This window comes from Rhizobium sp. LCM 4573 (assembly GCF_001854865.1).
Taxonomy (GTDB): Bacteria; Pseudomonadota; Alphaproteobacteria; order Rhizobiales; family Rhizobiaceae; genus Neorhizobium.
In genome coordinates, this window is the sequence record NZ_MDDW01000028.1 from 52,018 (window position 1) to 77,120 (window position 25,103).

23 protein-coding genes are annotated in these 25,103 nt (G+C 63.0%); 10 read left to right on the forward strand and 13 right to left on the reverse strand.

The genetic code is table 11. The features are described 5' to 3' along the window. Nucleotides 1-13: 13 nt before the first annotated feature. The 3 genes from radA to LCM4573_RS28740 form a co-directional block, all read right to left on the reverse strand. Nucleotides 14-1,417, reverse strand: a complete 1,404-nt coding sequence (gene radA, locus LCM4573_RS22180) for a DNA repair protein RadA (RefSeq protein WP_071008604.1) — start codon at nt 1,415-1,417, stop codon at nt 14-16. Between the two features lie 104 nt (nt 1,418-1,521). Then, nucleotides 1,522-2,682: an alanine racemase gene (gene alr, locus LCM4573_RS22185; RefSeq protein WP_071008605.1), complete on the reverse strand. Its 1,161-nt coding sequence runs from the start codon at nt 2,680-2,682 to the stop codon at nt 1,522-1,524. A 65-nt stretch (nt 2,683-2,747) separates the two neighbouring features. Continuing rightward, the gene (locus tag LCM4573_RS28740) at nt 2,748-3,098 is read right to left on the reverse strand and encodes a hypothetical protein (protein ID WP_244505410.1); all 351 of its coding nucleotides are present in this window, start codon (nt 3,096-3,098) and stop codon (nt 2,748-2,750) included. Between LCM4573_RS28740 and LCM4573_RS22190 the strand changes: the two genes are divergently transcribed. After that, nucleotides 2,988-4,175 (forward strand): alpha-D-ribose 1-methylphosphonate 5-triphosphate diphosphatase, encoded by a 1,188-nt coding sequence (locus tag LCM4573_RS22190; RefSeq protein ID WP_244505405.1) that lies wholly within the window; start codon nt 2,988-2,990, stop codon nt 4,173-4,175. The two genes, LCM4573_RS28740 and LCM4573_RS22190, sit on opposite strands and share 111 nt — an antisense overlap. Before the next feature lie 30 nt (nt 4,176-4,205). Here the strand turns inward: LCM4573_RS22190 and LCM4573_RS22195 are convergent, their stop codons facing one another. The 9 genes from LCM4573_RS22195 to LCM4573_RS22235 form a co-directional block, all read right to left on the reverse strand. Further along, nucleotides 4,206-5,708 carry a replicative DNA helicase gene (locus LCM4573_RS22195; protein WP_071009196.1) on the reverse strand — a complete coding sequence of 501 codons (1,503 nt, stop codon included), beginning with the start codon at nt 5,706-5,708 and terminating at the stop codon, nt 4,206-4,208. A gap of 209 nt (nt 5,709-5,917) precedes the next feature. Further along, a complete protein-coding gene (locus tag LCM4573_RS22200) occupies nt 5,918-7,969 on the reverse strand; it encodes a TRAP transporter permease (protein ID WP_071008606.1) in 2,052 nt (683 codons plus the stop codon). Between the two features lie 84 nt (nt 7,970-8,053). Then, nucleotides 8,054-9,037, reverse strand: a complete 984-nt coding sequence (locus LCM4573_RS22205; RefSeq protein ID WP_071008607.1) for a TAXI family TRAP transporter solute-binding subunit — start codon at nt 9,035-9,037, stop codon at nt 8,054-8,056. A gap of 191 nt (nt 9,038-9,228) precedes the next feature. Then, the gene (gene rplI, locus LCM4573_RS22210) at nt 9,229-9,804 is read right to left on the reverse strand and encodes a 50S ribosomal protein L9 (RefSeq protein WP_071008608.1); all 576 of its coding nucleotides are present in this window, start codon (nt 9,802-9,804) and stop codon (nt 9,229-9,231) included. A 22-nt stretch (nt 9,805-9,826) separates the two neighbouring features. Continuing rightward, nucleotides 9,827-10,819 (reverse strand): DUF2232 domain-containing protein, encoded by a 993-nt coding sequence (locus LCM4573_RS22215; RefSeq protein ID WP_407071761.1) that lies wholly within the window; start codon nt 10,817-10,819, stop codon nt 9,827-9,829. A 132-nt stretch (nt 10,820-10,951) separates the two neighbouring features. Next, nucleotides 10,952-11,200 (reverse strand): 30S ribosomal protein S18, encoded by a 249-nt coding sequence (gene rpsR, locus LCM4573_RS22220; RefSeq protein WP_046792891.1) that lies wholly within the window; start codon nt 11,198-11,200, stop codon nt 10,952-10,954. 23 nt (nt 11,201-11,223) lie between these two features. Then, nucleotides 11,224-11,688, reverse strand: coding sequence for a 30S ribosomal protein S6 (gene rpsF / locus LCM4573_RS22225; RefSeq protein WP_046792890.1), 465 nt, complete (start codon nt 11,686-11,688; stop codon nt 11,224-11,226). A gap of 337 nt (nt 11,689-12,025) precedes the next feature. Beyond that, nucleotides 12,026-14,095, reverse strand: a complete 2,070-nt coding sequence (locus LCM4573_RS22230) for a DEAD/DEAH box helicase (RefSeq protein WP_071008609.1) — start codon at nt 14,093-14,095, stop codon at nt 12,026-12,028. A gap of 168 nt (nt 14,096-14,263) precedes the next feature. After that, the gene (locus LCM4573_RS22235; protein ID WP_071008610.1) at nt 14,264-15,307 is read right to left on the reverse strand and encodes an aldo/keto reductase; all 1,044 of its coding nucleotides are present in this window, start codon (nt 15,305-15,307) and stop codon (nt 14,264-14,266) included. A 232-nt stretch (nt 15,308-15,539) separates the two neighbouring features. Between LCM4573_RS22235 and LCM4573_RS22240 the strand changes: the two genes are divergently transcribed. From LCM4573_RS22240 to LCM4573_RS22280, 9 genes are all read left to right on the forward strand, one after another. Then, on the forward strand, nt 15,540-16,826 hold the full coding sequence (locus tag LCM4573_RS22240) for an Nramp family divalent metal transporter (protein WP_071008611.1): 1,287 nt from the start codon (nt 15,540-15,542) through the stop codon (nt 16,824-16,826). 82 nt (nt 16,827-16,908) lie between these two features. Next, entirely contained in the window at nt 16,909-17,853 is a 945-nt protein-coding gene (fabD, locus tag LCM4573_RS22245) for an ACP S-malonyltransferase (protein ID WP_071008612.1), read from the forward strand. 17 nt (nt 17,854-17,870) lie between these two features. Then, nucleotides 17,871-18,611 carry a 3-oxoacyl-[acyl-carrier-protein] reductase gene (gene fabG / locus LCM4573_RS22250; RefSeq protein ID WP_071008613.1) on the forward strand — a complete coding sequence of 247 codons (741 nt, stop codon included), beginning with the start codon at nt 17,871-17,873 and terminating at the stop codon, nt 18,609-18,611. Nucleotides 18,612-18,894: 283 nt separating this feature from the next. Beyond that, on the forward strand, nt 18,895-19,131 hold the full coding sequence (locus LCM4573_RS22255; protein WP_003502080.1) for an acyl carrier protein: 237 nt from the start codon (nt 18,895-18,897) through the stop codon (nt 19,129-19,131). A gap of 107 nt (nt 19,132-19,238) precedes the next feature. Further along, nucleotides 19,239-20,501 carry a beta-ketoacyl-ACP synthase II gene (gene fabF, locus LCM4573_RS22260; protein WP_071008614.1) on the forward strand — a complete coding sequence of 421 codons (1,263 nt, stop codon included), beginning with the start codon at nt 19,239-19,241 and terminating at the stop codon, nt 20,499-20,501. A gap of 123 nt (nt 20,502-20,624) precedes the next feature. Beyond that, the gene (gene mltG / locus LCM4573_RS22265; protein ID WP_071009198.1) at nt 20,625-21,827 is read left to right on the forward strand and encodes an endolytic transglycosylase MltG; all 1,203 of its coding nucleotides are present in this window, start codon (nt 20,625-20,627) and stop codon (nt 21,825-21,827) included. Between the two features lie 34 nt (nt 21,828-21,861). After that, a complete protein-coding gene (locus LCM4573_RS22270) occupies nt 21,862-22,749 on the forward strand; it encodes a YicC/YloC family endoribonuclease (protein WP_071008615.1) in 888 nt (295 codons plus the stop codon). Between the two features lie 3 nt (nt 22,750-22,752). After that, a complete protein-coding gene (gene gmk / locus LCM4573_RS22275; RefSeq protein ID WP_071008616.1) occupies nt 22,753-23,433 on the forward strand; it encodes a guanylate kinase in 681 nt (226 codons plus the stop codon). A gap of 131 nt (nt 23,434-23,564) precedes the next feature. Then, nucleotides 23,565-24,407 carry a DMT family transporter gene (locus LCM4573_RS22280; RefSeq protein WP_071009199.1) on the forward strand — a complete coding sequence of 281 codons (843 nt, stop codon included), beginning with the start codon at nt 23,565-23,567 and terminating at the stop codon, nt 24,405-24,407. 23 nt (nt 24,408-24,430) lie between these two features. Here LCM4573_RS22280 and LCM4573_RS22285 read toward each other — a convergent pair whose 3' ends face one another. Further along, nucleotides 24,431-25,075, reverse strand: coding sequence for an isoprenylcysteine carboxylmethyltransferase family protein (locus LCM4573_RS22285; RefSeq protein ID WP_071008617.1), 645 nt, complete (start codon nt 25,073-25,075; stop codon nt 24,431-24,433). Between the last annotated feature and the right edge of the window lie 28 nt (nt 25,076-25,103).

Consider the following 25,103-nt stretch of genomic DNA (forward strand, 5'->3'; position numbering starts at 1 on the left):
AGTTGACGAAAGATCAATCCTCTTCCGCCGCTTTCCCCAGTTTCCTGGCCGAACCGGCTATGCGCGACACGAGATCGGGCAGGTCCTCGACTTCCGTCCAGCGGGCGCCGGATGTCTTCGGAAGCTCGGCGGAACTGGCCGGCAGCATCGCTCCGGCAAAGCCGAGCTTTTCGGCCTCTTTCAGGCGTTGGGCCGTCTGAGAAACCGGCCGAACCGCCCCCGAAAGGCTGATTTCGCCGAAATAGACGCAATCCGCCGGCAGGGCAAGACCGGCAAGCGACGAGACGAGTGCCGACGCGACTGCGATGTCGGCCGCCGGTTCGGAAATGCGATAACCGCCCGCCACATTGAGGTAGACGTCGTGCTGACCGAGACGCACGCCGCAATGGGCTTCAAGCACGGCAAGAATCATGGAAAGACGGGCCGAATCCCACCCGACGACCGCCCGGCGCGGCGTGCCGAGCGAAGTGGCCGCCACTAGGGCCTGCACTTCCACGAGCACCGGCCGGGTACCCTCCATGCCGGCGAAGACCGCCGCTCCCGGCGCCTTGGCGTTGCGCTCTCCGAGAAACAGTTCGGAAGGGTTGGTGACCTCGCGCAGCCCCTTGTCGGACATTTCGAACACGCCGATCTCGTCGGTCGGTCCGAAGCGGTTCTTCACGGTGCGGAGGATGCGGTAATGATGTCCACGGTCGCCCTCGAAATAGAGCACGGCGTCGACCATGTGCTCGACGACGCGAGGGCCGGCGATCTGCCCCTCCTTGGTGACGTGGCCGACCAGCACCATGGCTGCCCCCGTCTGCTTGGCGAAGCGGATCATTGCTTGCACGCCGGTGCGCACCTGCGTCACCGTGCCGGGGGCGGAATCGGCCGTGTCGCTCCAGAGCGTCTGGATCGAATCGATGATGACGAGATCGGGCCGCTTGCCCTCGGAAATGGTGGCGAGGATATCCTCCACATTGGTCTCGGCGGCGAGCAGCACGTCCGAATCGGCGGCGCCGAGCCGTTGGGCGCGCAGCCTCACTTGCGCCACGGCTTCCTCGCCCGAGACGTAGATGATCCGGTGCCCGCGGCGGGAGAGAGCCGCCGCCGCCTGCATCAGTAGCGTCGACTTTCCGATGCCGGGATCGCCGCCGACCAGCACAGCCGAACCGCGCACGAAGCCGCCACCGGTGGCACGGTCGAGCTCGGATATGCCGGTATGAATGCGGGGCGCCTCTTCCGTTTCGCCCGAAAGGGTGGTGAGCGCCACTGCGCGGCCTTTCTTCGGGGCCTTTCCGGGGCCGCCGCCGATGCCGCCCATCGGGTCTTCCTCGACGATGGTGTTCCACTCGCCGCAGCCATCGCATTTGCCGGCCCAGCGGCTGTGCACCGTGCCGCAGTTCTGGCACACGAATTGGGTCTTGGTCTTTGCCATGGGATCAGCCGCCGCCTTTGATACTCGCAGGTCCGCCGAGAACAAAAGCGGAACTTTTGCTCTTTTAATCTCGAAATGCCGTTCCTGGCAAGGTGGCCGAGAGCTTATTCGGGATAGGTATACCGCCGTTCGTGCCGCAACCCGATGCCGGTCAGCATCTCGTAGCCGATCGTGCCCGCCGCGCGTGCGACCTCGTCGAGCGGCATGTGGGGCCCGAAGAGCTCGATATAGTCACCGGTGCGGATTTCGCTCTCCGGGACGTCGGTTATGTCGAAGATCGTCAGGTCCATGGTGATGCGGCCGATCACAGGAATGCGATGACCGGCGATGAAGCCGAAGGCGCCTTGCGTGCCGCCTGCCCGGATCGGTACGCCCGCGCCGGAAAGCGAACGCAGATAGCCGTCCGCATAACCGGCTGAGGCCACCGCCAGCCGGCTGCGCCGCGAAAGCTGATGGGTGGCGCCATAGCTGACGGTACTGCCGGTTTCCGCTTCGCGAATCTGCACGATCCGCGCCTCCGCCTTGGCGACGGGCTTCAATGGCTTCATGCCGTTCACGGCCTCGCCGCCGTAAAGCGCAATGCCCGGCCGCGTGAGATCGAAATGATAGTCCGGTCCCAGAAAGATCCCGGCAGAGGCCGAAAGGCTGGATTCGATACCTTCGAAAGCGTCCGCAACCTGCCGGAAAGATTCGAGCTGCTTGCGGTTGAGGGGCGAGGATGGCGTATCGCCGCTATGGAGATGGGAGAGCACGAGAACGGGCGAAAAACTCGCCGGCCGCGAGACGTCTCCGGCCAGCGCCAGAGCATCCTCGAGAGGGAGGCCGAGTCGGTTGAAACCGGTATCGACCTGCAGCGCGCAGGGGTGGTCGCCCCGTTCCGAGACCGCCGACATCCAGAAGGCGAGCTGTTCCTCCGAGGCCAGAACCGGCACGAGATCATCTTCGAAGAACATCCGCTCCTGTCCCGGCCAGATACCGGAAAGCACATAAATACGCGCATCGGGCACATAGGCCCGCAACGTCGAGCCTTCCTGCGGCACGGCCACGAAGAAGTCCCGCGCCCCGGCTTCGTAAAGCGCCGTGCCGCAATCCTCGATCCCGAGGCCATAGGCGTCAGCCTTGACCACCGCCGCAGCACGCGCCTTGCCGGACTTGCGCGCCATTTCCCGCCAATTGTCGGCAAGGGCTTCGAGATCGACCGTCAGGCGCACGGGGGCGCTGTCGAAATCGGCGGAGGAGGAGAAGTCGCTGTCGAAGTCGGTCATGTCTGCTCGTCGCACATGAGGAGTGTTCCGGCAATCCTACCGGTTTCGGAGGCGGGAAAAAGCCATTACGGCAAAATTCGATCGCGCTGCACAATCTTTTGCGGTGATTTGCCGGCTGACGCTGTCTTGCTCCAATGGTCCGCCCGCTCTTCCGCGCCGCTGGGGCAGATCTTCTCAAATTTGTTACATCGACTAGATAGAAGCGGCGAATTGCTCGCGATGGTGGTAAAGCGATTAATGTACCTCTTCTTTTTATGGGTGGGATGATGCGGAACAATCCGGCAATCGTGATCGAGGGTGCGACCGTGGTTTTCAGTGACCACCTGGCACCTGCTTCCGTGCGTTTTGAAGACGGCCGGATCACGGCCATCGACGGTGCGCGCGATGGAGCCGAAATTATTGACGGTCGGGGACATATCTTGGCGCCGGCGTTCGTGGACATTCACGGCGATGCCTTCGAGCGGCAGCTCATGCCGCGGCCCGGCACCATGCTTCCCGTTGCCGCCGCCCTGCTTGATACCGATCGTCAGCTTGCGGCGAACGGCATTGCGACTGCCTATCACGCCTTGACGCTGAGCTGGGAACCCGGGCTCAGGTCGGTGGAAAACGGCCGCGCCGTCGTCTCCGCCCTCGATGCGCTTGCCCCGAGGCTGACCGTGGACAATCGCGTGCAACTGCGCTGGGAAACCTTCTGCTTCGAGGCCGTCGACCTGATCCGGGAAGCTCTTGCCGGACCGCGCCTGCCGTCGATCGCATTCAACGATCACACATCGATGGCAATGCTTCACCCGTCGGTTCCCTTGCAGGAGCGGCCGTTCGACTTTGATCCGACCTTCCCGATGGTCGATCCGGAAGCGCCCGCTTTCGCCGCGAAAATGGAGGAACGCGCCAAGCGGGCAAGGATCCCCGTTTCGGACATGGTCTCGCTCGTTCGCGGCATATGGGAGCGCCGTCCGCAGGTTCCCGAAGTGATCGATGACGTGGCTGTTCTCGGCCGTGCCGCCGGCGCGCCGATGCTTTCTCACGACGACAGCCAGATCGAGACGCGCGATTTTTTCCGCGCACGTGGCGCTCGGATTTGCGAGTTCCCGGTGAATAGAAGAGTAGCGCGGGCAGCGCGGGACGCGGGAGATTTCATCGTCCTCGGTGCCCCAAACGCGACGCGCGGCGGCAGCCACCTGGCTTCGATCGGCGCAGCTGACATGATCCGCGAGGGCTTCTGCGACATTCTCGCTTCGGATTATTATTATCCCGCGATGCTGCTTGGGGTGGCGCGCCTCAAGGCCGATGGCGTCGGCCCGCTCCAGATGTTGTGGCCCCTCGTATCGGGCAATCCGGCACGCGCGTCCGGGCTCAACGACCGCGGTGTCATCGAAATCGGCAAGCGGGCGGATCTCGTGTTGGTCGAATGGCCGGAAGGTGCCGCACCAGCGGTGCGGCGCACCTGGGTTGCCGGTCGGGAGGCCTATCGCGCGGCGCCCGCAGGGGATTGACGGAAAGAGGGGCGTGTACGCCCCTCCCGATCAATGCTCCTCGTACTGGCTGAAGCTCGGATCGGCGAGATCGGCGAAGCGGGTGTATTCCGACTGGAAGGCGAGCTTCACCGTACCGGTCGGTCCATGGCGCTGCTTGGCAATGATGACGTCCGCCGTGCCCTTCACCTTTTCCATATGCGCTTCCCATTCCGGATATTTCGGATCGGAAATATCGCGCGGCTCCATGTTCTTCACGTAATATTCCTCGCGGAACACGAAGAGGACCACGTCCGCGTCCTGCTCGATCGAGCCCGATTCGCGAAGGTCGGAGAGCTGCGGGCGTTTGTCTTCGCGGCTTTCCACCTGACGGGAGAGCTGCGAGAGCGCGATGATCGGCACGTTCAGCTCCTTGCCCAGCGCCTTCAGGCCGGTGGTGATCTGGGTGATTTCCTGAACGCGGTTGTCGCCGGATTTGCCGGCGCCGGTCATGAGCTGGATATAGTCCACCACCAGGCAGTCGAGGCCGCGCTGGCGCTTCAGCCGGCGGGCGCGGGCGGACAATTGCGCGATCGAGATGCCACCGGTCTGGTCGATGAACAGCGGCACCTTCTGCATCATCTGGGAGCAGGCGACGAGCTTTTCGAAATCGGCCTCGGTGATGTCGCCGCGGCGGATCTTCGATGACGATACTTCGGTCTGTTCGGAGATGATACGGGTGGCGAGCTGTTCGGACGACATTTCGAGCGAATAGAACCCGACGACGCCACCATTCCTGGCCTTGAACGAGCCGTCCGGCTGAACCTCGGGCTCATAGGCCRCGGCAATGTTATAGGCGATGTTGGTGGCGAGCGAGGTCTTGCCCATGCCGGGACGCCCGGCAAGAACGATAAGGTCGGAGCGCTGCAGGCCGCCCATCCGGGCGTCCAGCGAATGGATGCCGGTCGAAATGCCGGAGAGCGAGCCGTCGCGCTCGAAGGCCGCGCCCGCCATGTCGATCGCCTGCGCCACCGCGTCGTTGAACGACTGGAAGCCGCCGTCGTATCTGCCGGTTTCGGCCAGCTCGAAGAGCCGCCGCTCGGTGTCTTCGATCTGTGACTGGGGAGGCATGTCGAGCGGCGCGTCATAGGCGATGTTGACCATGTCCTCGCCGATGGTGATCAGCGCGCGGCGCAGCGCCAGATCGTAGATCGCCCGGCCGTAGTCCTCCGCATTGATGATCGAGACCGCCTCGGCCGCGAGACGCGCGAGATATTGCGCTACCGTCAGGTCGCCGACCTTCTCGGGCGTGGTGATGAAGGTCTTGATGGTGACGGGGTTGGCCGTCTTGCCCATGCGGATGATATCGCCGGCCACCTCATAGATTCGGCGGTGAAGCGGCTCGTAGAGATGGGGAGGCTTCAGGAAGTCCGAAACGCGATAATAGGCGTCGTTGTTGACCAGGATCGCCCCGAGAAGGGCCTGTTCGGCCTCGATATTGTTCGGAGCCTCGCGATAATGCGGTTCCGCGTCCTTGTTGCTGAGTGCCGTCAGCTTGTGTGCTAGGTCCTGCATGTCATCCATCAATATCTGTGAATCAGCGCAATCCTACAGCAGTTTGCCGCGGATGAGCGGCCGCTCTTGGGAGAATCTCCGGAATCCGACGATCTCCACAGTCACAAACGAGCTTGTGGATAAAACGCACGCTACGGAACGAGATGATTTGACCGTGGCAAAACTGCGCGTCCGCCACGGTCGCCGAGCATAAGCCCTCGCGAGATTCGCTACAAGGCGGGTGCTGCCTTGTAGCCTGCGAACTGCCGCAGCAGCACGGGCACGACGAGCGCCAGGCCGATGAGCGAGGAAATCAGTTCCGGCACCACCAGGAGGATGGCGGCGATCGCGAGCAGCAGTCTTTCCCAGGCTGCGGTCCGCACCAGCATGAAGCCGGAGAGGGCCGCGCCGAGGAAGGTGATCCCGAGCGCGCAGCCGATGAAGGCGGTCAGGAAGTCGCCCCAGTTGAAGTCGGCGGTGACCAGCAACAGGGAAGGGGAGAAGACGAACACGAACGGCACCAGCACCTTTCCGAGCCCAAGCCGGAAGGCAGTGTTGCCGGTCTTGAACGGATCGGCGCCCGCCATGCCCGCCGCCGCATAGGCCGCGAGCGCCACGGGCGGCGTGATGTCGGCCAGAACGCCGTAGTAGAACACGAAGAAATGCGCCACGATCGGCTCGACCCCGAGCAGCCCGAGCGCAGGCGCCGCGATCGTCGCCATGATGATGTAGTTGGCCGTCGTCGGTATTCCGCAGCCCATCAGGATGCAGACCACGCCCGTCATGATGAGCGTGAAGAGCAGGGTGAGCGTCTGCGGCCCGAACCAGGCGGCCGGCAGGATCGTGCCGAAGAAGGCAGCCAGCTGCGCGGCCGTCGAGGTTACGATGTAGGAGATCTTGAAGCCGACGCCGGTCAGCGTCACCACGCCCACGATGATGCCGACGGTGGCCGCTGCCGCCCCGACGGCGAGCGCATATTTCGCGCCGTCCCGGAGACCTTCGAATATTTCCATGAAGGACATCCGCCGGCGCGGGTTGAGAAGGCCGACCGCGATGCAGAGCGTGATGCCCCAGAACGCGGCGAGATAGGGCGTATAGCCGGAAAGCAGGACCGCGATCAGCACGATGAGCGGGATGACCGTCGGCCAGTCGCGCTTGAAGGCCTCCTTGAGGTCCGGCATCTCGTCGGATGTCATGCCGCGCAGTCCGTTCCGCTTGGCCTCGAAATGCACCTGAACGAGCACGCCGAAGAAGTGCATGAAGGCCGGCACGATGGCGGCGAGAATGATCGTCGTATAGGGCAGGTCCAGAAACTCGATCATCAGGAAAGCTGCCGCGCCCATGATCGGCGGCGTGATCTGGCCGCCGGTCGATGAGGCGGATTCGACGGCCGCTGCAAAGGTACGCTTGTAGCCGAGCCGGATCATCGCCGGGATCGTCAGCGAACCGACCGTCACCGTGTTGGCGACCGAGGAGCCGGAGATCATGCCGAACAGCGCCGAGCCGAAAATCGAGACTTTCGCCGGGCCGCCGGCATAGCGGCCCGCCACCCAGGCGGCGCAATCGAGGAACAGCTGGCCAAGCCCGATGCGGGTGGCGAAGACGCCGAACAGCACGAAATGGAAGACGTAAGTCGCCACCACGCCGAGCGCGATGCCGTAAATGCCCTGCGACGTCAGGTAAAGGTGGTTCACGAGCTGCGAGAAGGTCGCGCCCGGATGCACCAGAATGCCCGGCATTGCCGGTCCCCATATGGAATAGGCCATGAAGAGGATTGCAATGATCGGCAGCGGCCAGCCGACCGAGCGGCGCGTCGCTTCCAACAGGACGAGAATGAGGGTGCCGCCCAGCACGACATCGGTCGTCGTCGGATTGCCGACGCGGAAGGCAAGATCATCCAGCGGGATCAGCGGAACGTGCAGCACCGCCACCACGGCGCCGATCGCCAGCGCCCAGTCGATCAGCGAAATGCCGAGCGGACGGTAAAGGCTCGATTCCGCCGGCTGGTCGTAACCCCGGCGAGTGAAGGGGAAGACGAGGAAAATCAGTCCGAGGACGAAGGACAAATGGATGCCGCGGTGCACGACTTCCGAAAGCAGGCCGAACCCGGCCGTGTAGTAATGGAAGATGGAAAGCGCCACGAGCGCCGTACCCACAAGGCGTGCCGTCATCGGCGAAAGCGGCCGGAAGCGGATCTCCGAATCGAATTTCTCCTCGAGTTCGCGTGCCTTCGCCTCGTCCAGTTCCATTGGGGCGATCTTGCCCTCGTTGTCTGCCGCCATGTCGGTATCCTCGAATTTTCGTTCCAGACGGAAAACGGCGGCCTGCCTGTTGCGGGCCGCCGCTTTCGAAAGAAGGTGTCTTCCTTACTTCAGGACGCCTGCTTCCTTGTAGAAGCGCTCCGCGCCCGGATGCAGCGGAATGCCGAGGCTGGTGACGGCGTTCTGCAGGGTGATCAGCTTGCCCTTCGCATGGCCGGCATCGAGTGCGGCGCGTGTGGCGTCGTTCCACATCACCTTGGTGATGTTGTAGACGAGTTCCTCAGGCTGCTTGGCGCTGGTGACCCACTGGGCCGCGACAGCGATGGTCGGCGTTTCGCCGACGCCCTGATAGGCGCCTTCCGGCACGGTGTCCTTGGAGAAGAAGCTGTATTCGGAGAGCAGCTTGTCCGCCTCGGGGCCGGAAATCGGAACGAGGGTGATGCCGGAAGAGGTCGCCAGTTCCGAGATCGCGCCGGTCGGGTAGCCGCCGACGAAGAAATAGGCGTCGAGCCCGCCGTCGCGCAGCAGTTCGCCCGCCGGGCCGGGCTTCAGGTGTTCGGCCTTGATGTCATCCTCGCTCAACCCGTAGGCCGCCAGCACGATGCGGGCATCCACGATCGTGCCGGAGCCCGGCTCGTCGATCGAGACCCGCTTGCCCTTGAGATCAGCGACGGACTTGATGCCGGAATTCTTGGCTGCGACGAGATGGATGGTTTCGGGATAGAGCGTTCCGATGAGGCGCAGATCCTCTACCTTGCCCTTGCCCTCGTAAAGGCCCGTGCCGCTATGGGCCCAATAGGCAACATCCGATTGCGTGAAGCCCGATTCCATAGATCCGCTCTGGATCGCATTGATATTGGCGACCGAGCCGTTGGAGGCAACTGCGGTGGCGACCAGGCCCTGAACTCCCTTGTCTCCCGCTCCGGAGATCGCGTTCGCGATCAGGCCACCGATCGGATAGTAGGTGCCTGCCGTCCCGCCGGTGCCGATGCGGAAGAAGGCCGGCGCCTGGGCGACCGCGAAGCTCGCGCCTGCGGCCACGATGCCGACCACGGCGCCGATCGCCAGGATTTTCTGTCTAATGCTCATGGGGTGCTCCCTTTTCTTCTGTTCCGCGCAACATGAGAAGAGGAGGGCGCTTCTGTCAACAGTCTGCCGCAGTTCCGTACAGGTTTCGCCATCATTGTTGACGGGCGACGGCGAACGTTAAGGTTTGTGAAGCATAAAAAAGCCCCCGGCGTGAGGCCGGGGGCCGAATTTTCCCGAACGGGAAAGCGCGATTATTCTTCTTCGGTTTCGCGATCGGCTTCCGGGTCGAAGAAATCTTCCGGACGCAGGGCGTCTTCGTCCACACCGTAGATCGCGTCAGCCGAGGTGAGGCTTTCGCCCTTGGCCTGACGCTCGGCTTCTTCGGCCGAACGGGCGACGTTGAGCTGGATCTCGATTTCGACTTCGGAATGCAGGTGCAGGATAACCTGATGCAGGCCGATCGCCTTGATCGGGGTGTTCAGGTCGACCTGGTTGCGGCCGATGTTGAAGCCTTCGGCAGCCAGCGTCTCGATGATGTCGCGGGCAGCGACGGAGCCGTAAAGCTGACCGGTTTCGCCGGCCGAGCGGACGACGACGAAAGACTTGCCGGCAAGCGCATCGGCGACCTTCTGGGCTTCGCCCTTGCGCTCCAGGTTGCGGGCCTCAAGCGTAGCGCGCTCGGCTTCGAAGCGCTTCTTGTTGGCTTCGTTGGCGCGCAGCGCCTTGCCCTGCGGCAGCAGGAAGTTACGGGCGTAGCCGTCGCGGACCTTTACGGTCTCGCCCATCTGGCCGAGCTTGGCGATGCGTTCAAGCAGAATGACTTGCATGTTGGTTTCCTTTCAGTGAGCTTCAGTTCTTGTTTTCGGATGTATCGGATGCGGGGTTTGCCGGCGTCAGCGCGATGGTGCGCCGCGTATCGACAAGCCCGAGTACGAGAATGGCGAAGGCCGGGAAGAGCAGCATGGACGAGAGATAGGCGAGCACCAGCACGGGCAGCCGCCAATCCTTGCCCTTGCTGCGGAAATGCAGCGAGGCGAAGCCGGCCATCAGGAAGCCGGCGCCGAACGTGCCGCAGATCACGGCACCGATCATCGCCGGGACCCCGCCTGCGAAGGTGGCGAGGATGCCGGCCAGGAAGATGAAGATCGCGTAGCGGTTCATGCGCAGCGCGGACGGCATTTCCTCGCGTGGCCTGAGCGACCGGCCCATGCCGGTGGTGATCCGCGTCGCGAAATAGAAGGCCGCGAAGAGCAGGATGACCCAGAGCCCGCCCTGGATCATCGGCAGCATCAGCACCATCAGCGTCTTTGTCTGGGCGAGTCCAGCGGCGTCGGGTGTAAATCCCGGCTCCTGCACCGTGGCCGCCATGGCGTCCACGAGCTGGCTCGTCAGTTCCGGACCGTAGCCGATGACGACGCCGAGGGCGATGACGGCGATGGTGACGAGGCCGCAGAGATGCAGGAGGATGTCCGAGATGGGATACCAGGCGACCAGATGCTCGGGGCCGCCGAGTTCGGAGGCTGGGCGCGCGAGATTGGCGAGATGCGAAAGCCAGCCGGCGGGGATCAGCGTGAAGATCGCCATGGTCAGCGCAAAGAGCGGCGCGATCAGGATCGCGCCGAGCGCGGCGGCGGTTAGAATGCCGATGATCGCGGCGCGATTGCCCCAGCCGAGGCCCGCAACGAGGATGGGCAGCGCCGAGGCGGCATAGAGCAGGGCGGCAAAGGACGGCTGCGCACTCGCACCCAGCACGAGCAGGGTGGCGGCAATGCCGGCAAGAATGCCGGTCGGCAGCACTGTCTGATACTTGTTCGTCACTGTCTCGCTGTCCTGCCGTTTCAAGCAGTTAGGGGATCACACCTGAATCAGTCTCTCAGGCACTTCATCCCCAACATGGGATTTAAGAGTTCCGATCCGCGCCCATCGCGGAAGGGGTAGACCCGCTGACTCTTAATCAGCGGGTCTAAATTCAGCTTAAGCTACGACGTAGGGCAGCAGGCCGAGGAAGCGGGCTCGCTTGATTGCCTTGGCGAGTTCGCGCTGCTTCTTCTGGGAAACGGCCGTGATGCGGGACGGAACGATCTTGCCGCGCTCGGAAATGTAGCGCTGCAGAAGGCGTACGTCCTTGTAGTCGATCCGCGGTGCGTTCGCGCCCGAGAACGGGCAGGTCTTGCGACGGCGGTGGAACGGGCGGCGTGCCGGGGAGGAGGATACGTCAGCCATTGGTCTCTTCTCCTTCTAGCCGATTAGGATTCGCGCGGAGCGGACGGGCGCGGTGCGCGCTCGAAGCCGCCTTCACGCGGGGGACGATCGCCGAATTCGCGGCGCGGACCACGGTCGCCGAAGTCGCGGCGCGGGCCACGGTCGTCACGCGGACGGTCGTCGCGGTCGCGCTTCTGCATCATTGCGGACGGGCCTTCTTCGTGCTTCTCGACGGCGATCGTCATGTAGCGAAGAACGTCTTCGTTGATGCGCATCTGGCGTTCCATCTCGTGCACGGCAGCTGCCGGCGCGTCGATGTCCATCAGGGCGTAGTGAGCCTTGCGGTTCTTCTTGATGCGGTACGTCAGGGACTTGAGGCCCCAGTTTTCAACGCGCCCGACCTTGCCGCCGTTAGCTTCGAGGACACCCTTGTACTGTTCGACGAGGGCATCAACCTGCTGAGCGGACATATCCTGCCGAGCAAGGAATACGTGTTCGTAGAGAGCCATGTAAGCTTTGCCTTTTCTTGCGGTTGTCTTTACCCGGAATTCGGCGGCTAAGCCTCAACGACTGCTCCTGAGGGGCGGTGCCCCGGCAAGAAAAGTTGTTGTATCGAGACGGTCGAGAGCGGAGACACGGGAGGCTCGGACCTTTTGGTCCCTGCGGCTTCCGCATGGAAACCTGCCCTCCGTTCAGCCACCAGCCAGAAAGACCGGGTGTTTCGAACAGCGCGCCTTATACGGATTTTTCCGCAGAAGGCAAGGGGAAAGCCGGCGCGCGGTTCATTTCTGGTTCTGGCGATGGCGAGGCGACGGTTAGGTTCTCGCGGCCTGCCATTCGCCGGCGTTACTTCCGCCGTTCGAAATTCGCTTTGCCGCCCGATTTCGGGCCGTTGCTCTTGGGCTTGTCCTTCTTCTTGAAGGGCTTGTCGGCGCCGCTCTTGCCGAAAGGCTTCTCGCGAAACGGTTTGTCGAAGCTCCGTGCGTCGCGGTTTCCGGCCCCGGCGGGCTTGGCCTTGCCCTTCGGCTTGCTGTCGCCCCAGACCTCGTCGTCGAGGCGCCGCCCCTCATCGGCCTTGTCGCGGAGCTTTTCGCCGGTGAACTTGCCTTTCCCCTGCCATTCCCTGCGGGGGTCGTCCTTGCGCGGCTCATCTTTGCCCGGTCCGCCCTTGAAAGACTTCTCTTTCCAGGGCTTGTCCATGCGCGGACCCTCACGGCGCGTAAAGCCGTCCTCGTCCTTCCCGCGAGAGAACTTGCTGAAATCCGGCGCTTGGGAGAGCCGCGTCACGCGAATGCCGCGCTCCATCATCCGGTCCTTGCCAAGCTTCTGCAGGAAGCGATCGGCATGATCGGCGGCGATTTCAACGAAGGTTTCGTCCGCCTGCATCTTGATCGCGCCGATCTCGTTCTTGGTCAGGCCGCCGTTGCGGCAGATCGTCGGGATGAGCCAGCGCGGCTCGGCGCGCTGCTTGCGGCCGACCGACAGCGAGAACCAGACGGCCGGGCCGAAATCGCCGCGCGGCGTCAGCGGCCGCGACGCCGGATCACCTCCGTCACGAGCGTTGTCGCGTCCACCATCGCGCGGTTTGCGGGCCTCCAGCGAAACCTCGACGATATCTTCGGGCGCGGAGTTCTTGCCGCGGTAGAGACCGACAAAAGCGGTGGCGAGCTTTTCAGCGCTGTATTGGGCGACGAGTTTCGCGATCAGCGCCTGTTCGTCTTCGTCCTTCGCCGTCTCGGCGAAGATCGGATCGGCGAGCAGGCGCTCCTCGTCACGACGGGTCACCTCGTCGGCAGACGGAGGACGTGCCCAGGTCGGCTCGATCTTCGCTCCGAAAAGCAGGCGCTCGGCCTTGCGGCGCTGGTTTATCGGCACGATCAGCGCGCTGACGCCCTTGCGTCCGGCGCGTCCCGTGCGGCCGCTGCGGTGCAGCAGCGTTTCCGGATTGGTCGGCAGGTCGGCATGGATGACGAGTTCGAGCCCCGGCAAGTCGATGCCTCGGGCGGCGACGTCGGTCGCGATGCAGACGCGGGCGCGGCCATCGCGCATGGCCTGCAGCGCATGGGTGCGCTCGTTCTGGGTCAGTTCGCCGGACAATGCCACGACCGAGAAGTTACGGTTGGAAAGCCGTGCCGTCAAATGGTTGACGGCCGCTCGCGTCGAGCAGAAAACGATGGCGTTGGGGGCCTCATAATAGCGCAGCACGTTGACGATGGCGTTCTCTCTGTCATGCGGCGTTACCAGCAAGGCGCGCTGCTCGATATCGACATGCTGCTTTTCTTCCGCCGTCGTGGCGATGCGTACCGCATCGCGCTGATAGCTCTTGGCGAGCTTGGCAATCGCCGCCGGCACCGTTGCGGAGAACATCAGGGTACGGCGGTCATCCGGCGCGGATTCGAGGATGAATTCCAGATCCTCGCGAAAGCCGAGATCGAGCATCTCGTCCGCTTCGTCGAGAACGGCGACCTTCAGTTCCGACATGTCGAGCGCGTTGCGGCGGATATGGTCGCAGATGCGGCCCGGCGTGCCGACGACGATATGGGCGCCGCGTTCCAGCGCTCGCCGCTCGTTGCGGATGTCCATGCCACCGACGCAGCTTGCGACGACCGCATCAGCCATCTCGTAGAGCCATTCCAGCTCGCGCTTCACCTGCATGGCGAGTTCGCGGGTGGGGGCGATGACGAGGGCAAGAGGAGCGCCGGCGCGTCCGAATTTTTCCTGGCCGCCGAGCAGGCTCGGCGCCATTGCGATGCCGAATGCGACGGTCTTGCCGGAGCCGGTCTGCGCGGAGACGAGCGCGTCGGAACCTGCGAGAGCCGGGTCGAGCATGGATTTCTGGACGGGGGTCAGCGTCGTGTAGCCCCGTTTCGCCAACGCCTTGGCGATCGCCGGGACGGCGCCATCGTGATCGGTCATTTTCTGTATCTTTCGGATTCTTCGCGCGCGGCGCCGTGGCTGCAACGATTGCTGCCGGATTGCGCAAGTTCCTATTCATTCGGGAGGCAATTGTCAAAGTATACGGGGGCTGCACCTGTTCGCTGGTGCAGCCCCCGAAGATTGAGACCGGCGTGCCGCCTGTCTTTATCACAAAGGCATGGGATGCCGGCGGTGGACGACGGCGATCTCCTGCAGCACCTCATCCGTAAGGGTAATGTCTGCCGCGCCGACATTCGTCCTCAACTGCTCCATCGAGGTGGCGCCGATAATGGCGGAAGTCAGGAATGGGCGAGTGAGGCAGAAGGCGAGCGCCATCTGCGCAGGGTCGAGCCCGTGCCTGCCTGCGATCTCCACATAAGCGGCGGCGGGCGCTTCCTGATGCGGCTGCAGCCGGCCTCCGAGATCGCCGTTGATGGAGGCGCGGGAGCCTGCCGGAACTTCCCCATTCAGATATTTGCCGGTCAGGATGCCCGCTGCCAGCGGGGAATAGGCAAGCAGCCCGACATCCTCGTAGTGGGAGAGTTCCGCGAAATCGAGATCATGAGTGCGATACAGCAGACTGTATTCGTTCTGGACGCTCGCGACGCGCGGCAGGCCCTTCTTCTCGGCTATCGACAGAAACTTCTGGGTGCCCCAGACGGTCTCGTTCGAAAGGCCGATGGCGCGCACCTTGCCCGATTTGACGATATCGCCGAGCACTTCCAGCTTCTCGATGATTTCGGCGACGGTGCGGGCCTTGTCCTGCGTGGACGGATCGTACTGCCAGGCATTGCGGAAGTGATAGTGCCCGCGGTTCGGCCAGTGGATCTGGTAGAGATCGATATAATCGGTCTTCAGCCGCTGGAGGCTGGCATCCACCGCCTGGCGGATCGTTCCGCCGTCGATGGGGGCGCCGCCGCGAATATAGGGCCGGCCCGCCCCTGCTACCTTGGTGGCCAGAACCACGTCTTTCCGTTTGCCAGCCTTCTGGAACCAGTTGCCGATGATCTTTTCGGTATCCGCATAGGTTTCGGCGCTCACCGGCGTCGTCGGGTAAAGCTCCGCGGTGTCGAAGAAGTTCACCCCATGCGCCACGGCATAGTCCATCTGCTCATGGGCTTCCGCTTCGCTGTTCTGCGTTCCCCAGGTCATGGTGCCGAGGCAGATTTCCGACACGGTGATATCCGTGCGGCCGAGTGTCTTGTATTTCATGCGCTGAAAATCCCGATGGGTTGAAGCGTGTCGTCGCTTGAAAGGTGAGGGGACTTTAGTTCCAATTTGCTGCAGCGCAAGAGGAAGAGCCCGCATCGTATTGTGGGCGCTGGCAAAAATCATCCTCCAAAGATCGTAAATGGGAGAAACATTCCGCCGGAATTTGCATTTTGGTATTTTTACGTCCAAAACGCGCTCAAAATGAAACGATTATCCGAGCGGAGGCTTTTGAATGGCTGAGAATACAAGCGGTGCTGGCGACCGGGCTGTTCTTGATGCGAGCACGCCGCCGACGACCGGGCGCTGGAAGCTGATCGGTCCCGGCATCGTCGCGGCGGCGACGGGCGTGGGTGCCGGCGATCTCGTGGCGACCCTGATTGCCGGCTCGCGCTTCGGCTATGCGCTGCTGTGGGCGGCGGTCATCGGCTGCATCGTCAAGATCGCGCTGGCGGAAGGCTCGGCGCGCTATCACCTCGCCACCGGCTCGACCATGCTGGAAGGTTGGAAATCGCTCGGCCGCTGGACGAGCTGGTATTTCGGTATCTACATCATGGTCTGGGGCTTCGTGTACGGCGCGACCGCCATGAGCGCCACGGCCTTGCCGCTTGCAGCCCTCTTCCCCGCCGTGCCGCTCTGGCTGTGGGCGATTCTTTCAGGCTCGCTCTGCGCGATCTTCGTGGCTCTCAACAAATACGAGATGTTCGAGAACGCCATGAAATTCTTCATCGGCGTGATGTTCGTGGTCGTGGTTGGCATCGCTCTCCTCGTCGTGCCGAATATCGGCGAAGCGCTCACCGGGCTCATCCCGACCATTCCGGAAGGTTCGGCCATCTATACGCTGGGCCTGATCGGCGGCGTCGGCGGCACCATCACCATGGCTTCCTATGGCTACTGGGTGAACGCCAAGGGCTGGCGCACGCCCGCCTGGATGGGCGTCATGCGGCTCGACAACCGCGTCTCCTATATCATGACCGGCATTTTCGTGATCGCCATGCTGATCATCGGCGCCGAACTGCTCTATACCGCCCAGATCGCCCTTTCGACCGGCGACCGCGGCCTCCTCGATCTCGATGAAGTGCTGGAGCAGCGTTTCGGCCGGGTTGTTTCGGTGATCTTCCTGATCGGCTTCTTCGCGACCGCGGTATCCTCGATCCTGGGCGTCTGGCATGGCGTATCGCTGCTGTTCGCGGATTTCGTTCGTAACCTCAAGGGCGAGGGCGGCTCCCGCGAAGGGCTGGAAAAGACCTTCGCCTTCAAGTTCTACCTGTTCTGGCTGACGATCCCGCCCATGGCGCTGCTCTGGTTCGGCCGTCCGTTCACGCTCGTCATCATCTATGGTGCGCTCGGCGCCTTCTTCATGCCGTTCCTGGCGCTTACGCTGATCTGGCTCCTGAATTCCTCGCGCGTGCCGAAGGAATGGCGCAGCGGCTGGATTTCCAACGGCCTGCTCGGCATCTCGGCGCTCCTGTTCATCGTGCTCAGCGTGAACGAGGTCGTGGGCCTGTTTGCCAGGGGATGACGGGGGCCTGCCTGCCTCCGCGCCTTGACTCCCGGCCTGGAACGTGACTTGGAGAAGCGAAAGAGAAGGGAAGGATTATCCCATGAGCATCGCATTCACGTTTCCCGGTCAGGGTAGCCAGACAGTCGGCATGGGCAAGGATCTTGCCGACGCTTTTCCCGAGGCGCGCRCCGTCTTCGAGGAGGTCGATGATGCGCTCGGGCAAAAGCTCTCCGACATCATCTGGAACGGCCCCGAAGAAACGCTAACGCTGACGGCAAACGCTCAGCCTGCATTGATGGCCGTCTCGGTCGCGGCCATGCGGGTTCTCGAAGCGAAGGGCCTTAACCTGGCGGACAAGGTGGCCTTCGTCGCCGGCCATTCTCTGGGGGAATATTCCGCGCTCTGTGCGGCAGGCGCGTTTTCCCTTGCCGATACCGCGCGTCTCCTGCGCATCCGCGGTGATGCCATGCAGAGCGCCGTGCCCGTCGGCCATGGCGCGATGGCCGCCATCATCGGCCTCGAGCATGACGATGTCTCCGCCATTTGCGAGGAAGCCAAGGCAGATGGCGTCTGCCAGATCGCCAATGACAACGGCGGCGGCCAGCTCGTGATCTCCGGTTCCAAGGCCGCCGTCGAGAAGGCCGCGGCGCTGGCGAGTGAAAAGGGCGCCAAGCGCGCGATCATGCTTCCGGTCTCGGCTCCCTTCCACAGCGCACTCATGGCTCCCGCGGCGGATGCCATGCAGCATGCGCTCGAAAAAGTGGAGAAGAAGAACCCGGTCGTGCCCGTGGTCGCCAATGTGCGTGCCGCCCCCGTCTACGATGCGGATGAAATCGCCAGGCTGCTGGTGACGCAGGTGACGGGCCAGGTGCGCTGGCGCGAAACCGTGGAGTGGTTCGGCCAGAACGGCGTCACGACGCTCTATGAAATCGGCGCCGGCAAGGTGCTGACGGGGCTTGCCCGCCGTATCGACAAGAATATCTCCGGCACTGCCGTCAATACGCCTGCCGACATCGACACGGCGCTCGCCGCCATTCTCGGCTGAAGAAAAGGAACATCGTCATGTTTGATTTGACCGGCCGCAAGGCTCTGGTAACGGGCGCAACCGGCGGGCTAGGCGAGGAAATCGCCCGCCTGCTCCACGCTCAGGGCGCTGTCGTCGGCCTGCACGGCACGCGCGTTGAGAAGCTGGAAGCGCTGGCCGCCGAACTCGGCGGCGATCGCGTCAAGATCTTCCCCGCCAATCTTTCCGACCGCGACGAGGTGAAGGCGCTCGGCGAGAAGGCGGAAGCCGAACTCGGGGGCGTCGATATCCTCGTGAACAATGCCGGCATCACCAAGGACGGGCTCTTCGTCCGCATGAGCGACGAGGATTGGGATTCCGTTCTCGAAGTGAACCTGACGGCCGTTTTCCGCCTGACGCGCGAGCTTACCCATCCGATGATGCGCCGCCGCTACGGCCGCATCATCAACATCACCTCCGTCGTCGGCGTCACCGGCAATCCGGGCCAGGCGAACTATTGCGCCTCCAAGGCCGGCATGATCGGCTTTTCCAAGTCGCTGGCGCAGGAGATCGCCAGCCGCAACGTCACGGTCAACTGCGTGGCTCCTGGCTTCATCGAGTCGGCCATGACGGGCAAGCTCAACGACAAGCAGAAAGAGGCGATCCTCGGCGCGATCCCGATGAAGCGCATGGGCGCGGGGGCTGATATTGCCGCGGCAGTGCTCTATCTTGCTTCGTCGGAAGCCGGCTACGTCACCGGTCAGACGCTGCACGTCAACGGCGGCATGGCGATGATCTGACGGGTTCCTCCGTTTCCGCCAAGGTGTTAAATCCCCTGTTGGCGGCGGCGCGATGGAACAAATTCTGGCTTTGCGGAACATCGAAAGCATGTTAAGCGGGCCATGACTGTGACAGTCACCCCGCCAAGGACAGGGGATCATGAGGCCCTCGGGGCGTGATCGAACCTGCGGCGGGTTGAACGGGTTTGCCGGCACCGCCATCCTTCGCGGCGGCGGGTGCGGGTTTTAACAGGGTGCGGATGCCAGAGGCATTCGAGAAAGATAAAGGTCGAGGAAAACCGACATGAGCGATATCGCAGAACGCGTGAAGAAAATTGTAATTGACCACCTCGGCGTCGATGCCGACAAAGTCGTCGAAGGCGCCAGCTTCATCGACGATCTCGGTGCGGACTCGCTCGACACCGTCGAACTGGTCATGGCTTTCGAGGAAGAGTTCGGCGTGGAAATCCCGGACGATGCGGCCGATTCCATTCTGACCGTCGGCGATGCCGTGAAGTTCATCGAAAAGGCCCAGGCCTGATCGATCGATAATCTGACGGGACAGCCGGAAGGCCGATCCCCAAAACGGCCCGCTCGTTCGGGCCGTTTCAGCAACTGAACTATGAAGAAGAACGGGTAGCGCCGACGATGAGACGAGTCGTTATCACCGGTACCGGCATGGTATCTCCCCTTGGATGCGGAACGGAAGTGACGTGGTCACGCCTGCTGGCAGGGGAAAACGGCGCTCGTTTGGTCACCGAATTCGAAGTCGAGGACCTGCCCGCCAAGATCGCCTGCCGCATCCCGGTCGGCGACGGTTCTGACGGCACCTATAATGCCGACGACTGGATGGAGCCGAAGGAACAGCGCAAGGTCGATCCCTTCATCGTCTACGGCATGGCCGCCGCCGACATGGCGCTCGAGGATGCCGGCTGGCATCCGCAAACCGATGAGGATCAGATCGCGACCGGCGTGCTGATCGGCTCCGGCATAGGTGGGCTCGAAGGCATTGTCGAGGCCGGCTATACGCTGCGCGACAAGGGCCCCCGCCGCATTTCGCCCTTCTTCATCCCCGGCCGTCTGATCAATCTCGTTTCCGGCCAGGTATCCATCAAGCACAAGCTGCGTGGCCCGAATCATGCCGTCGTCACGGCCTGCTCGACCGGCGCTCATGCGATCGGCGACGCAGCCCGCCTCATTGCGCTCGGCGATGCCGACGTGATGGTCGCCGGTGGCGCGGAATCGCCGATCTGCCGCATCGCGCTCGCCGGCTTTGCCGCCTGCAAGGCGCTTTCGACGCAGCACAACGACGATCCGCAGAAGGCTTCGCGGCCCTATGACCGCGACCGCGACGGTTTCGTCATGGGCGAGGGCGCCGGCATCGTCGTGCTGGAAGAACTCGAGCATGCCAAGGCGCGCGGCGCCAAGATTTACGCGGAAGTGGTGGGCTACGGCCTCTCCGGCGACGCCTTCCACATCACCGCGCCGTCGGAAGATGGCGAGGGTGCCTATCGCTGCATGTCGATGGCGTTGAAGCGCGCCGGCCTGTCGCCCGCCGATATCGACTATATCAACGCCCATGGTACCTCCACCATGGCCGACACGATCGAGCTCGGCGCGGTCGAGCGTCTGGTCGGCAATGCCGCCTCGAAGATTTCCATGTCTTCCACTAAATCGGCCATCGKCCATCTTCTCGGCGCCGCCGGTGCCGTCGAGGCGATCTTCTCGGCGCTCGCGATCCGCGACAACGTCGCGCCGCCGACGCTGAACCTCGACAATCCGGATGTGGAGACAGCCATCGATCTCGTGCCGCACAAGGCGCGCAAGCGTGAGATCAACGTGGCGCTTTCGAACTCTTTCGGTTTCGGGGGCACCAACGCGTCCCTCGTGCTGCGTCGTTACGAAGCCTGATGCCGGTCGGGGCCGCAGCCCCCGCCGCTGTCATCCTTCGTACCTGTTTTTGCCGTATTGCTTGGTCAAACAGCGGGACTAAATGACTGAGTCTTGCTGTTCCGATAATTGGTGGGGGTGCGGGTGAGCGACACGAACCAAATGAGCGATGTGCCTTCCGGCAGCGACAGAGGTCCGATCATACCGAAATCGCCAAGCGAGGCCCTGAAACCGGAGCGGGTGCCCGCGCCGCCCAAGCGTTCGCGCAAGGCGCGCAGCCAGTTCGTCATCTTCCTGAATTTCGTCATGACGATGGTGGTGCTGGTCTGTGTCGCGGCCGTCGCCGGCTTCTACTACGTAATCTCGTCCTTCCAGGAGCCGGGTCCGCTGGAGGCGAACACGCATTTCACCGTCCGCGCCGGTGCTGGCCTCGCGGAAATCGCCAACAATCTCGAGCGCAACGGCATCGTCTCCGACGCCCGCATCTTCCGCTATGTCTCGGCGACCTATCTGCGCGACGGGCAGACGCTGAAGGCCGGCGAATACGAGGTAAAGGCCGGGGCCTCCATGAAGGACATCATGGAATTGCTGGAATCCGGCAAGTCCATTCTCTACTCCGTCGTGCTGCCGGAAGGCCTCACGGTGCGCCAGATGATGCTTCGCCTCAACGAGGATACGGTGCTGGAGGGCGATCTGCCCGCAGAGTTGCCGGACGAAGGTTTCCTGCGCCCCGATACCTACAAGTTCTCGCGCGGCACCAAACGGGCGGATATCATTCAGCAGATGCGTGTTTCCCAGCAGAAGCTGATCGATGAAATCTGGGAACGCCGCGATCCGGACCTTCCGATCAAGACGAAGGAGGAGTTCGTAACGCTCGCGTCGATCGTCGAGAAGGAGACCGGCAAGGACGACGAGCGCGCCCGTGTCGCCTCCGTCTTCATCAATCGCCTGAAGAAGGGCATGCGCCTGCAATCCGACCCGACCATCGTCTACGGCATTTTCGGCGGCGACGGAAAGCCGTCCGACCGGCCGATCTACCGGTCGGACCTGCGCAAGGAAACGCCGTACAACACCTATCTCATCAAGGGGCTGCCGCCGACCGCGATCGCCAATCCCGGCCGCGCGGCCCTGGAGGCGGTCGCCAATCCCTGGAAGACCAACGACCTCTATTTCGTGGCTGACGGCACGGGCGGCCATGTCTTCGCCGCCACGCTCGACGAGCATAACGCCAATGTCCGGCGCTGGCGCCGGATCGAGGCGGAGCGTGCCACGAGCCCGGCGGATACCGAGGTCGTGGATGGCCAGCCCGATGGTGCCGAGGCCGAGAAGCCGGCCGCCGGCAACTGACCACGGCGCTGCCGATTACGATCCGGAGACGTAGATGACATTGCAGTCCATGACGGGTTTCGCCCGCAGCGAGGGAACGAGCGGGCGCTATCGCCTCGCCTGGGAACTGCGCTCCGTCAACGGCAAGGGGTTGGACCTGCGTCTTCGCCTGCCGTCAGGCTTGGAGCGGCTGGAGCCGGATATCCGCCGTCTGGTCTCGGAGCGGTTTTCCCGTGGCAATATCCAGGCCTCGCTGAACGTCGCGATGGCGGAGACCAGGGTGGAGGCCGTTCTCAACCGCGATGCTCTGGCCGCGGTGCTGGCGCTGCGCGAGGAGCTTGGCGAACTGGTCGATCAGTCGCCGTTGCGGCTGGATACGCTGCTCGCGATCAAGGGGCTCGTGGATATCCGCGAACCGGAGGATGACGAGGAAGCAACAACCGCTCGCGATACCGCCATTCTTGCCTGTCTGGAGGAGGCGATCGTATCGCTGCAGCAGATGCGCGAGCGGGAAGGGGCATCTCTTTCGGAAGTGCTGACCGGCCATATTTCCCGTATCGGTGAGCTTACGGCGGTGGTGGAGGCCGATCCCATGCGCTCTCCCGAGGAGATAACCAGGCGCCTTTCGCTTCAGATGGCGGCGCTGCTCCAGGATTCGCCCACGCTCGAGCGCGACCGGCTGCATGCCGAGGCCGCATTGCTCGCCACCAAGGCGGATGTGCGCGAGGAGATCGATCGTTTGAAGGCCCATATCGCGGCCGCAGGCGAGCTTCTGGAGAAGGGCGGACCGATCGGCCGCCGTCTCGATTTCCTTGCACAGGAATTTAACCGGGAAACGAATACGATCTGTTCGAAGTCCAATTCGGCTGCGGTGAGTGCCGCCGGCATCGAGTTGAAAGTCGTCATCGACCAGTTCCGCGAACAGGTCCAGAATTTGGAGTGAACCATGAGCCCGGCCCAAACGCCTCAGGGCAAGCCGTCCTCGCCCGTGAAGATTGCCCGGCGTGGGCTGATGCTGGTGCTTTCCTCGCCCTCCGGCGCGGGCAAGTCGACGATCGCGCGCAATCTGCTGGAGAAGGACCGCAGTCTCGAAATCTCCGTCAGCGTGACGACCCGCCAGCGGCGCCCTAGCGAGATCGCGGGCACGCATTACCATTTCATTTCCGTTTCGCAGTTCGAGCGCATGCGCGACAGCGGCGATTTGCTTGAATGGGCGGAAGTGCACGGCAATTTCTACGGCACCCCGAGAGAGCCCGTGGAAGCGGCAATGGCCGAAGGTCGCGACATGCTCTTCGACATCGACTGGCAGGGCGCGTTGCAGCTCCAGGAAAAGATGAAGGCGGATGTCGTCTCGATCTTCGTGCTGCCGCCGACTATGACCGAGCTGCAATCCCGGCTGCATCGCCGCGCGGAAGATTCCGAGGAGGTCATCCGCACGCGGCTTCTCAACTCTCGTGCCGAAATTGAGAGATGGCGCGAATACGACTATGTCATCGTCAACGACGATCTCGATGAAGCTTTCCGGAACGTTCACTGCATCGTCAACGCAGAACGCGTCCGCCGCGACCGCCGTCACGGTTTGTTCGATTTCGTCGAAGAACTGCTGACGGAAGAGCCGAAGCTTTGATCCGAAGGCTCCCTCGCCGTCGGTGACAGAGGCGGATGAACGCCGCAGGCGTGGCGCTCGGCGCCAGAACGCAAATCTTGAAGGAAGCATGCGTGGAAAATAGCCCGTCAACCTGGAAAGCGGCGGCATGGATGTTCACGTCCATCGCGCTCCTGCTGCTCATGGCCGTTTCCGGGCGGGCCATAACGCGGGAGGTTGACGTCTTCCAGGTCATGGAAATGCGCTCCGTGATCGCCTTCTTCATGCTGCTGCCGCTCGTCTACCGCGAGGGCGGCTTCAGGGCGATGAGAACGGGCATTCTGCCGGCCCATATAGGCCGCAACGTCGCCCACTATGTCGGGCAGTTCGCCTGGCTGATGGGGCTGACGCTCATTCCCATGGCGCAGGTCATCGCGATCGAGTTTACCGCACCCATCTGGGCGGCGATCATGGCGGCCATGTTCCTCGGCGAGCGGCTGACATGGCGCAAGGGTGTTTCGATTCTTTTCGGCCTTGTCGGCGTCGTGCTGATCGTCCGGCCGGGGACGGCACCCCTCAATCCCGGTCACCTCATCGTGCTCGGCGCCGCTTTCGTCTTCGCGATATCCTTCATCACCACGAAAGCCCTGACGCGCTCCGACAGCGCGACCAAAATCATATTCTGGATGCTCATCATCCAGTCGGTCATAGGGCTGATCCCGGCGTGGAAAGTGTGGGTCTGGCCCTCGGCGGCGATTTGGCCGTGGATATTCGTTATCGCGTTTTCAGGCACGTTTGCGCATTATTGCATGGCCAAAGCGCTATCCCATGCAGAAGCATCGGTGGTCATGCCGATGGATTATCTGCGCGTGCCGTTGTCGGCCCTGCTGGGCTATCTGCTCTATGCGGAGGCCATCGACAGTCTTACGGCGGTCGGCGCGGTGCTGATCCTGGCCGGCAATCTGTTCAACCTGCGCCGGCCGAACGCAAACCGGATTCAGGCCACGCCGACCTGATGACCTTCAGCCGGCGCCTGGCTTCAGGGTAGCAGTATGAGCGCGTGCAGCGCGCCGGTGCCGTGCAGATATTCCACCAGCTCGATCAACGGATAGAGCGCCAGAAACGGCAGGCAGTCGCGGAAGGTCGTGACGAGTGCCTTCACCGAGAATGTGACCTCGGCCGAACTCGCATAGAGTTCCCTGCGGGGAAAGATGAGCGGCGTCTGGCGCGCGTAATCCTCATAGGAATTGCCGAACTTCGCGTGCAGGAAAGCCGCTTCGCGCCGGGCCGTGTACCGGAAGACCAGCGAGGCGACGACGAGCAGGCCGAGTGTCGCAACCAGCGATCCGAACATGAGGCCGATGCCGGCAAGCCCGGTGATCGAAAAGAAGTAGAGCGGGTTGCGCGTCATCGAATAGGGACCGAGTGTCACCAGCTCGCTGTTCTTCTTCGAGCCGATATAGAGAATGCTCCACAGCCGGCCGAGCACGGCGACGAGCACCAGGGCAAGTCCGCAGGATTCGATGATTTCGTGCCAATAGCTGCCCTCCGGAATGCGCGGCTGGGTGAGCATGATGAGCGCTCCGAAGCCGATGGCGAGGAGCCAGAGCAGGATGATGCGCTTCTTCTGATTGAAGGGCCTGGGTGTTGGAATGGGAGCGGAAATGGGAGCCGGAATGGACATGGAACGATCCGTGGATGTGGGAACGTCC

Excerpts from the sequence above, each read along its gene's own strand:
- radA (WP_071008604.1), bottom strand. The coding sequence starts at position 1,417 with ATGGCAAAGACCAAGACCCAATTCGTGTGCCAGAACTGCGGCACGGTG.
- alr (WP_071008605.1), bottom strand. The coding sequence starts at position 2,682 with ATGACCGACTTCGACAGCGACTTCTCCTCCTCCGCCGATTTCGACAGC.
- LCM4573_RS28740 (WP_244505410.1), bottom strand. The coding sequence starts at position 3,098 with ATGTCCCCGACCGTCAATAATTTCGGCTCCATCGCGCGCACCGTCGAT.
- LCM4573_RS22200 (WP_071008606.1), bottom strand. The coding sequence starts at position 7,969 with ATGGCGGCAGACAACGAGGGCAAGATCGCCCCAATGGAACTGGACGAG.
- LCM4573_RS22205 (WP_071008607.1), bottom strand. The coding sequence starts at position 9,037 with ATGAGCATTAGACAGAAAATCCTGGCGATCGGCGCCGTGGTCGGCATC.
- rplI (WP_071008608.1), bottom strand. The coding sequence starts at position 9,804 with ATGCAAGTCATTCTGCTTGAACGCATCGCCAAGCTCGGCCAGATGGGC.
- rpsR (WP_046792891.1), bottom strand. The coding sequence starts at position 11,200 with ATGGCTGACGTATCCTCCTCCCCGGCACGCCGCCCGTTCCACCGCCGT.
- rpsF (WP_046792890.1), bottom strand. The coding sequence starts at position 11,688 with ATGGCTCTCTACGAACACGTATTCCTTGCTCGGCAGGATATGTCCGCT.
- LCM4573_RS22230 (WP_071008609.1), bottom strand. The coding sequence starts at position 14,095 with ATGACCGATCACGATGGCGCCGTCCCGGCGATCGCCAAGGCGTTGGCG.
- LCM4573_RS22235 (WP_071008610.1), bottom strand. The coding sequence starts at position 15,307 with ATGAAATACAAGACACTCGGCCGCACGGATATCACCGTGTCGGAAATC.
- LCM4573_RS22240 (WP_071008611.1), top strand. The coding sequence starts at position 15,540 with ATGGCTGAGAATACAAGCGGTGCTGGCGACCGGGCTGTTCTTGATGCG.
- fabG (WP_071008613.1), top strand. The coding sequence starts at position 17,871 with ATGTTTGATTTGACCGGCCGCAAGGCTCTGGTAACGGGCGCAACCGGC.
- LCM4573_RS22255 (WP_003502080.1), top strand. The coding sequence starts at position 18,895 with ATGAGCGATATCGCAGAACGCGTGAAGAAAATTGTAATTGACCACCTC.
- LCM4573_RS22270 (WP_071008615.1), top strand. The coding sequence starts at position 21,862 with ATGACATTGCAGTCCATGACGGGTTTCGCCCGCAGCGAGGGAACGAGC.
- gmk (WP_071008616.1), top strand. The coding sequence starts at position 22,753 with ATGAGCCCGGCCCAAACGCCTCAGGGCAAGCCGTCCTCGCCCGTGAAG.
- LCM4573_RS22280 (WP_071009199.1), top strand. The coding sequence starts at position 23,565 with ATGTTCACGTCCATCGCGCTCCTGCTGCTCATGGCCGTTTCCGGGCGG.
- LCM4573_RS22285 (WP_071008617.1), bottom strand. The coding sequence starts at position 25,075 with ATGTCCATTCCGGCTCCCATTTCCGCTCCCATTCCAACACCCAGGCCC.